General features: G+C 58.1%; 9 protein-coding genes and 1 pseudogene. 5 read left to right on the top strand and 5 right to left on the bottom strand.

Annotated elements, in window-relative coordinates; all coding sequences use genetic code 11:
* The 3 genes from AC2FF8_RS20405 to AC2FF8_RS20395 form a co-directional block, all read left to right on the top strand.
* On the top strand, positions 1–325 hold a 325-nt coding region (locus tag AC2FF8_RS20405; protein WP_496880591.1), incomplete at its 5' end, for an aminoglycoside phosphotransferase family protein.
* A 53-nt stretch (positions 326–378) separates the two neighbouring features.
* A complete protein-coding gene (arr, locus tag AC2FF8_RS20400) occupies positions 379–795 on the top strand; it encodes an NAD(+)--rifampin ADP-ribosyltransferase (RefSeq protein ID WP_258124042.1) in 417 nt (138 codons plus the stop codon).
* Positions 796–902: 107 nt separating this feature from the next.
* Positions 903–1220, top strand: coding sequence for a cyclase family protein (locus AC2FF8_RS20395; RefSeq protein WP_258124040.1), 318 nt, complete (start codon positions 903–905; stop codon positions 1218–1220).
* Positions 1221–1359: 139 nt separating this feature from the next.
* On the opposite strand, the gene AC2FF8_RS20390 is transcribed toward AC2FF8_RS20395, so the two are convergent.
* The gene (locus AC2FF8_RS20390; protein WP_496874121.1) at positions 1360–1656 is read right to left on the bottom strand and encodes a hypothetical protein; all 297 of its coding nucleotides are present in this window, start codon (positions 1654–1656) and stop codon (positions 1360–1362) included.
* A gap of 103 nt (positions 1657–1759) precedes the next feature.
* Between AC2FF8_RS20390 and AC2FF8_RS20385 the strand changes: the two genes are divergently transcribed.
* Positions 1760–2140, top strand: a complete 381-nt coding sequence (locus AC2FF8_RS20385; protein ID WP_496874119.1) for a transposase — start codon at positions 1760–1762, stop codon at positions 2138–2140.
* A gap of 34 nt (positions 2141–2174) precedes the next feature.
* Here AC2FF8_RS20385 and AC2FF8_RS20380 read toward each other — a convergent pair whose 3' ends face one another.
* Both AC2FF8_RS20380 and tet(G) read right to left on the bottom strand, forming a co-directional pair.
* Positions 2175–3092 carry a LysR family transcriptional regulator gene (locus tag AC2FF8_RS20380; protein WP_018426325.1) on the bottom strand — a complete coding sequence of 306 codons (918 nt, stop codon included), beginning with the start codon at positions 3090–3092 and terminating at the stop codon, positions 2175–2177.
* An 89-nt stretch (positions 3093–3181) separates the two neighbouring features.
* Entirely contained in the window at positions 3182–4357 is a 1176-nt protein-coding gene (gene tet(G), locus AC2FF8_RS20375) for a tetracycline efflux MFS transporter Tet(G) (protein WP_018426326.1), read from the bottom strand.
* Positions 4358–4461: 104 nt separating this feature from the next.
* Between tet(G) and tetR(G) the strand changes: the two genes are divergently transcribed.
* The gene (gene tetR(G) / locus AC2FF8_RS20370) at positions 4462–5088 is read left to right on the top strand and encodes a tetracycline resistance transcriptional repressor TetR(G) (protein WP_024353490.1); all 627 of its coding nucleotides are present in this window, start codon (positions 4462–4464) and stop codon (positions 5086–5088) included.
* Here tetR(G) and AC2FF8_RS20365 read toward each other — a convergent pair.
* Positions 5085–5201, bottom strand: a pseudogene (locus tag AC2FF8_RS20365) (DUF3363 domain-containing protein); the annotation flags it as partial. The gene tetR(G) and the pseudogene AC2FF8_RS20365 sit on opposite strands and share 4 nt — an antisense overlap.
* 93 nt (positions 5202–5294) lie before the next feature.
* Complete coding sequence (floR, locus tag AC2FF8_RS20360) at positions 5295–6509, bottom strand: chloramphenicol/florfenicol efflux MFS transporter FloR (RefSeq protein ID WP_374480913.1); 1215 nt, start codon at positions 6507–6509, stop codon at positions 5295–5297.
* Positions 6510–6708: the final 199 nt, after the last annotated feature.

Genomic DNA, 6708 nt, shown 5'->3' with positions numbered 1-6708 from the left:
CTACAATGTTCTCGATTTCGGTCCCGAGCGGGGGTGGCTCGCCATTGACCCCAAGGGACTCTTTGGGGAACGCGGGTTCGACTATGCCATTATGTTCCTCAATCCTGATCTCACAGCGCCTTATCATCGAATCGCTGTCGATCGTGGCCGTTTCTTGCGGCGCCTCGATCTGGTGGCAGAGGCCGCTGACCTCGAACGTCATCGGTTGCTTCGGTGGATACTGGCATGGTGCGGGCTTTCTTGCGTTTGGAGCTCTCATGATGATGACGCTGTATCTGTTGCCATCGAGGTCGCTCGATTTGCCGCAGCAGAGCTGGATCTCTGAAATCGCGTGGCAACCACAAGATACAACTTGGACAGCAAGGGAGAATGAACCGAATGTCTGAAGCAGCGAAGCAGTTTGCACAGTCTTTTTTCCACGGGACGAAAGCAGACCTCAAACCAGGCGACGTGATCAAGGTGGGCCACGGCTCCAACTTCCTCGAAGAGGGCGCGCTTTCCTGGACCTACTTTTCGGCAACAATGGATGCGGCTATATGGGGCGCTGAGCTCGCAAAGGGTGAAGGGCCTGAGCGCATCTATGTGGTCGAGCCGACCGGTCCGATTGAAGATGACCCCAATCTGACCGACAAGCGGTTTCCTGGGAATCCGACCATGTCATATCGCTCGCGTGATCCGTTAAGGATCATCGCCGAGGTGAAGAACTGGCAGGGACATCCAGAGGAACAAGTTCTCAATATGAAGCAAGGGCTCGAGCGCCTGAACGCTGAAGGCGCAAACGTCATAATTGACTAGTAAATAGTTGCCACTTGGGGCAGCACAAAAGTCACCCGCCACTCGAAAAAACTGACTAGCAAGTACTTGCCGAGCAGCACTATCTAGAAGGAACGATATCATGACCTATGTCGGACGCTTTATTGGCGCAATTCCGACCGACAACAATAAGGTCTATCGAAACTGGGTACTCTTCCAGATGGGGAACACCGAGCTATTTCGTGAACCATCCGTTTCTTACAGCTGGTGCAGCCAAATATTTGCGCGATAAGGGAGCAGTTCTTGTCGGGATCGACAGCCTCAATGTGGACGATACGGATGACCCTTCGCGTCCGGCTCACTCCATCTTGCTCGCGGCAAGCATTCCGGTTGTTGAAAGCTTGGTGGACCTCCACAAGCTTCCGTCGTCCGGCTTTCACTTCTCTGCGGCCCCGGTTCATGCATAGGGAATGGGTGCCTTTCCAGTTAGAGCTTGGGCGCGAATCTCCGGCTAGAGGAGAGTGCATAAAGCTGCCCCTAGCTGACGTTTCGCGCTACCAACTAGCTGTTGGTCCACAGGTCAAGCTGGTACGGATTACTTCTGTCTCACCTGTTCCCGTCGATCCACTTCGACATGAGCCCCTTGTCGCGGAAGCATTCGTCCGGAACGGCGCGCCGTTTGATCCGTGCAAGCTTCTCCGCGAAGGCTACCTGCTTTGAGGTCGGCAGCCGGTCCATGTCAGATACCGGCTTCAGCTGGGCCTGCGCCTCGATCCAGGCGCTGAGCGACCGACGGTCCTTCTGAACCTCCCAGGGCAGGAGGGTCTGGTTGCGCAGGGCGAGAGACCGCGCATAGGCGATCTGCTTGGCCGTCGCGGGCAGGGCATGCGTGGTGCTGTCAATCGGGAAACTCCCTTGCTGGGTAAGCGGTGCGCCGGCCCCGTGGTTTCGGCTTGATGTGACTTCGGGCATGCCGTCCTGCAACTGAGTTTGCGGGAGGCTTGCCATGGAGCACCAAAACGAGCACCGGATGGAGGTGCGTGGGTCGAATGGAGTGTCGCGGATCGAGGTCCTTGATGGCCCGACCGGTCGTCGGCGTTGGCCGGATGATCTCAAGGCGCGGATTGTGGCCGAGAGTTTTCAGCCCGGCGCGCGGGTCTGCGATGTTGCGGCGAAGTATGGGCTCTTAGGTCTTCTGACAGCCCGCCGCAGAACTCACACTCGAATTTTATATCAGACATTTTCTTTAGAAAACCCCGATCCTGTTGCCGCAGGTATCGACCTAGTTCACCAATCTGCGCGGCCCATTCTCATGGAACATGCCATTTCCAACGGATTCGGCTTTGGCGGCGTTAATGCAAGTGTCGCTTTCCGGCGATGGCAATAACAGTCCCGGACGGTGCTTCCGCGACCACTTCGGCTCACGCCCTCGCTATCCGTGGCAGTACCGAATTCGTGCAGACCTGCCGGCCCATGTCGTTGGCGAGACTGAGCAGGTTACGAAGCGCCGCGCTGCGGTTGGACGGCGACCAGACAGCCGAGAAGGCGACCGGCTCCGGCTCGTCGGCGAAGGGCAAGAAGACAATGCCGGTTGACGGCAACAGCGCCGTGGCCGCACTGACGATGGTGATGCCGAAGCCCTGTCCGACCATGGACAGCAGCGCGCCGCGCCCCACGTCGAAGCGCAGGATCGACGGCGCGGGCCAGAGTCCGGCATGGCGCAGCACGATATGGCTATGAACTTGCGGGCCAGTGCCGCCATGCCGAACAAGAAACGTCTCGCCCGCCAGATCGGCCCATGTAACGGCCGACCGCTCGGCGAACGGATGCCGCTCCGGTAACACCGCCACGAGCGGTTCGGTCCATATGTGGCGGGAATGGCAGTCGGGCAGCTCGGGCGTGCCGGCCACGAACACCACGTCCAGCCGGTCGGCGCGAAGCTGCATGACCGCATCGCGGGCCGTACCTTCGGTCATTTCGACTTCAACGCCGGGGTGGTCTTCGCGGTATTGGCCGATCAGCTTTGCGAGGAAGCTGCGAGGGATCAGGGCATGGATACCGATGCGAAGCCGGCCGCTTTCTCCGGCTGCCGCCATGCCGGCGGTCTTCACCGCATGGTCGAGTTGGTCGATGCCTGCGGCTATCCGCTCGACGAAGTGGCGTCCGGCCTCGGTCAACCGAACACCCCGCGCATGGCGCTCGAACAGAACGATGCCAAGGTCTTCTTCCAGCGCCTTCACGCGGGCGCTGACGCTGGATTGCGCCACGCCGAGCGCATTGGCGGCGTGGCGGAAGTTCAGATATTCGGCGACGGCGAGAGTGTGAACTAAGGTCATCATCGGCACTCGCCCCGAGAGGAGATGATGGCTCAACGGATTTAATCCGTCATTCCTCGTAAGTCTACGCATACCAATTCGCCATGACTCAATCACAATGAAGTTGCGAAAGGTCTGCGTAGTATTGGCAGACATATTAAATAGAGAATCGCGCCGACAATCCAAACCCAACCGTTCCATGCTCCTATGGTGGCAGAATAGAGTGCCGTGAAGCCAAGCGGTCCCGCGATAGAGCTTAGATTGGTGAGGCTTGTAAGCGTTCCCTGTAAAGCTCCTTGCTTGTTACTGCTGACATTGTTTGAGAGCATTGCCTGCAAGGCCGGCATGCCAACACCTCCGGCGGCAAGCAGCAACAAAATCGGGAACACCATCCATCCCTGCGTGGCAAAAGCCAGAAGAATGAAGCCAGTCGCATCCGCAGCCATGCCAAAGAGTAGCGTACGCCGCTCTCCAAGCCGGCCTGAAAGCGGGCCGGTAACAAACGCTTGGAAGATCGCATGTGTTGCTCCAAACGCCGCAAGCGACAAACCAACAGTCGTGGTGTCCCACTGAAAACGGTCCTCGCCATAGATGACCCATAGAGCCGCAGGCACTTGGCCGATCAGTTGAATGATGAAGAAAACTGCGAAAAGCGCAGCTAGCCCGCGCAATGTATCATCCAGCCGGAACAGAACGAATGGTTTGATGCGAACCGGCTTTCCGGTCCCGCCATGGCTGCGATGAGTCTCCTTGAGAAAAATGCAGGCAAGCAGGAACGCGAAGCCGTTGAGAAGGGCAGCGGCGATAAACGGAGTATGGGCAGAAATACCACCGAGCATACCACCAAGTGCTGGCCCGGCAATCATGCCTGCCCCATAACAGGCCCCCATGTAGCCGAACCAGCGTGCGCGAGAACCTTCCCCCGTCGAATCCGCAATGGTTGAGGCAGCTACAGCTCCGGTTGCGCCCGTGATGCCGGAGACGAGCCGGCCGATATAGAGCACCCATAAGACCGGCGCTGATGCCATAATCGTGTAATCGACTGCGGCTCCCGCAAGGGAAGCCAGAAGCACCGGACGCCGACCGTAAGCATCTGAAAATTGTCCAAGCACGGGCGCGAAGATGACCTGCATCAACGCATAGAGTGACAGCAAGGCACCATAGTGACCAGCGACCTGCTCCGCCGGCACAAGCTCGCGCAGAAGCGTCGGAAGGACCGGCATGATGAGGCCGAGTCCCATGGCGTCGAGACTGACGATCAGCAGGGCGATGATGGCAGAGCTGCGCACCTGAAACTCCAGCGCCGCTCAATGCGAGCGACTTTATCAATGATAAGGACATAGACATAGAACTTATCGGTGATAAATTGTCAAGCGTTGGCGAAGGAACGTGAATGACCAAACTGGACAAGGGCACCGTGATCGCAGCGGCGCTGGAGCTGCTGAACGAGGTTGGCATGGACAACCTGACGACGCGAAAGCTCGCTGAACGCCTCAAGGTTCAGCAGCCTGCGCTTTACTGGCATTTCCAGAACAAGCGCGCGCTGCTTGACGCACTGGCCGAGGCAATGCTGACGGAACGCCACACCCGCTCGCTACCCGAAGAGAACGAAGACTGGCGGCTATTCCTGAAAGAGAACGCCCAGAGTTTCAGAACGGCGTTGCTCTATTATCGCGACGGGGCGCGCATCCATGCCGGCACTCGACCGACAGAACCGAATTTTGGCGCTGCCGAGACACAAATACGCTTTCTCTGCGCGGCGGGCTTTGGTCCGAAGCACGCTGTTTGGGCGCTCCGGGCGGTCAGTCACTATGTGGTCGGTTCCGTTCTCGAGCAGCAGGCATCTGATGCCGATGAGAGAGTTCCGGACAGGCCAGATGTGTCCGAGCAAGCACCGTCGTCCTTCCTGCACGATCTGTTTCACGAGTTGGAAACAGACGGCATGGATGCTGCGTTCAACTTCGGACTCGACAGCCTCATCGCTGGTTTCGAGCGGCTGCGTTCATCTACAACAGATTAGAGGCTTATGCCCCTTTGCCGCCCCAACTGCCACGACACCGATCCGCTTTGCACGATGCCTATGACCTCACAGCCGAGCTGGCGGTCGATGACCGGCCGCCACGGAACAAGGGAAATGAGCGGTATCTTGCCGGACAGGATACCGCCATTCACAAGGTTTCGATGATTATTGCGCCACATCGGAGCGGGCTTGCTTCCAGTCGTCGGCTAGACGACTGGCGACTTCTCGGTGGCAGCATCACGGGATCGAAGGAGCGCCAGCCCCAACGACACCAGCACTGCCATTGCCGTGGCGTAACAAATCACGGGCCACGCTGTATCGCCGTTTAACAGCGTCACCGCCAATGTCCCGACGATACTGACTATCAGGCTTTGGATGCAGAAGTAGAACGCAACCGCTGATCCAGCGATGTCGTCGAACTGCGCAAGTGCGCCGTTGGCGGTAACGGACACCGTGAAGACAATGCCGACCGCGACAACCCACATCGGCAGGATGAAGCTGAAAAATGACGGCGATCCGAAAAGTTGGCCGATCCCCAACAGGATCGCGCCGGAAACGAGCAACGCCATCCCGCGCGCTACGCATCCCGCGATACCCCATTTGGCAACGAAGGACTTTGCGAAGCGGGTTGTCGTGACCATGACCAGCGCGACAGTCGCGAAGGCCAAGCTAAATCCGATCTCGGAATAGCCGGCTTGGCCTATGAGAACACGGGGGGCTGTCGAGAAGAAAACGAAGAATGTGCCCATGCCGGCACTAAATCCGACTGTGTAAACCCAAAAGGCCGGACTCGCGAAGATCGGCAAAACAGATCGTTGCGTTCTGGCCTGATCCAACGGTCGGGTTTCATGCCACCTGAAACTGGCGTTCAAGAGTGCGAGCGAAGCCAGTGCAGCCAGTGTGATGAAGATCGCCTGCCATCCCCAAAACTCGCCGATCAGCGCACCGGCTATAGGGCCGAGCGCAGGCACGAACGCCAGCATCGAACTGAAAAGGCCGTAGATGACGGCACCTTCGGGACGATCGGCATATACGTCGCGCACGGTCGCGAAGGTGGCCACCAGCATGGCCGATGCTCCAACTGCCTGAACCAGACGAAACGCAACAAAGGCTAATGCAGTTGAAGAACAAGCCGCTCCCAGAGACGCAGCAACGAAAGCCGTTGCACCTACAAGCAGGATCGGCCGTCGCCCGACGCGATCGGAGAGTGGCCCAAAGATCACTTGGCCCACACCGAGCATCACCATGTAGAGGCTCAACGTGAGTTGGATTATGGATGGAGTCGTGTTCAGGACGCCCGGCATCGCCGGAACGACTGGAAGATAAATATCCATCGCCAGCGAGGCGAGGATGTCGAAGGGAGCCATAAGCAGCAAGGCTGCCGGCAGCGTATAGGCCCACGCGGGGCGTGTGGTGGTCATGACGAATCAACCGCTCGATTAAGGATACCGGGCAGCGTCTGCTCGTCAGCAATCAGATGGGATTGGTCTTACAGAGCGCCGCAACAACAATTCTGATGTTGCGGCTTACTTGTCTGCTGACTTGGAATTTCCCATGCTGATGGCTCCACGATTACGAAATTGAATAGCAGCTCTTATCGAATTAGTTGTTGCGTTGCAA

This window comes from Ruegeria sp. YTSA144, assembly GCF_059610125.1.
The sequence above is the reverse complement of the archived record's forward strand: the minus strand, read 5'-3'. Positions and strand labels throughout refer to the sequence as shown.

What these genes read in the sequence shown, in the direction of transcription:
- AC2FF8_RS20395 (WP_258124040.1), top strand. Translation starts at nt 903, where the DNA reads ATGTCGGACGCTTTATTGGCGCAATTCCGACCGACAACAATAAGGTCT.
- arr (WP_258124042.1), top strand. Translation starts at nt 379, where the DNA reads ATGTCTGAAGCAGCGAAGCAGTTTGCACAGTCTTTTTTCCACGGGACG.
- AC2FF8_RS20380 (WP_018426325.1), bottom strand. Translation starts at nt 3,092, where the DNA reads ATGATGACCTTAGTTCACACTCTCGCCGTCGCCGAATATCTGAACTTC.
- AC2FF8_RS20385 (WP_496874119.1), top strand. Translation starts at nt 1,760, where the DNA reads ATGGAGCACCAAAACGAGCACCGGATGGAGGTGCGTGGGTCGAATGGA.
- floR (WP_374480913.1), bottom strand. Translation starts at nt 6,509, where the DNA reads ATGACCACCACACGCCCCGCGTGGGCCTATACGCTGCCGGCAGCCTTG.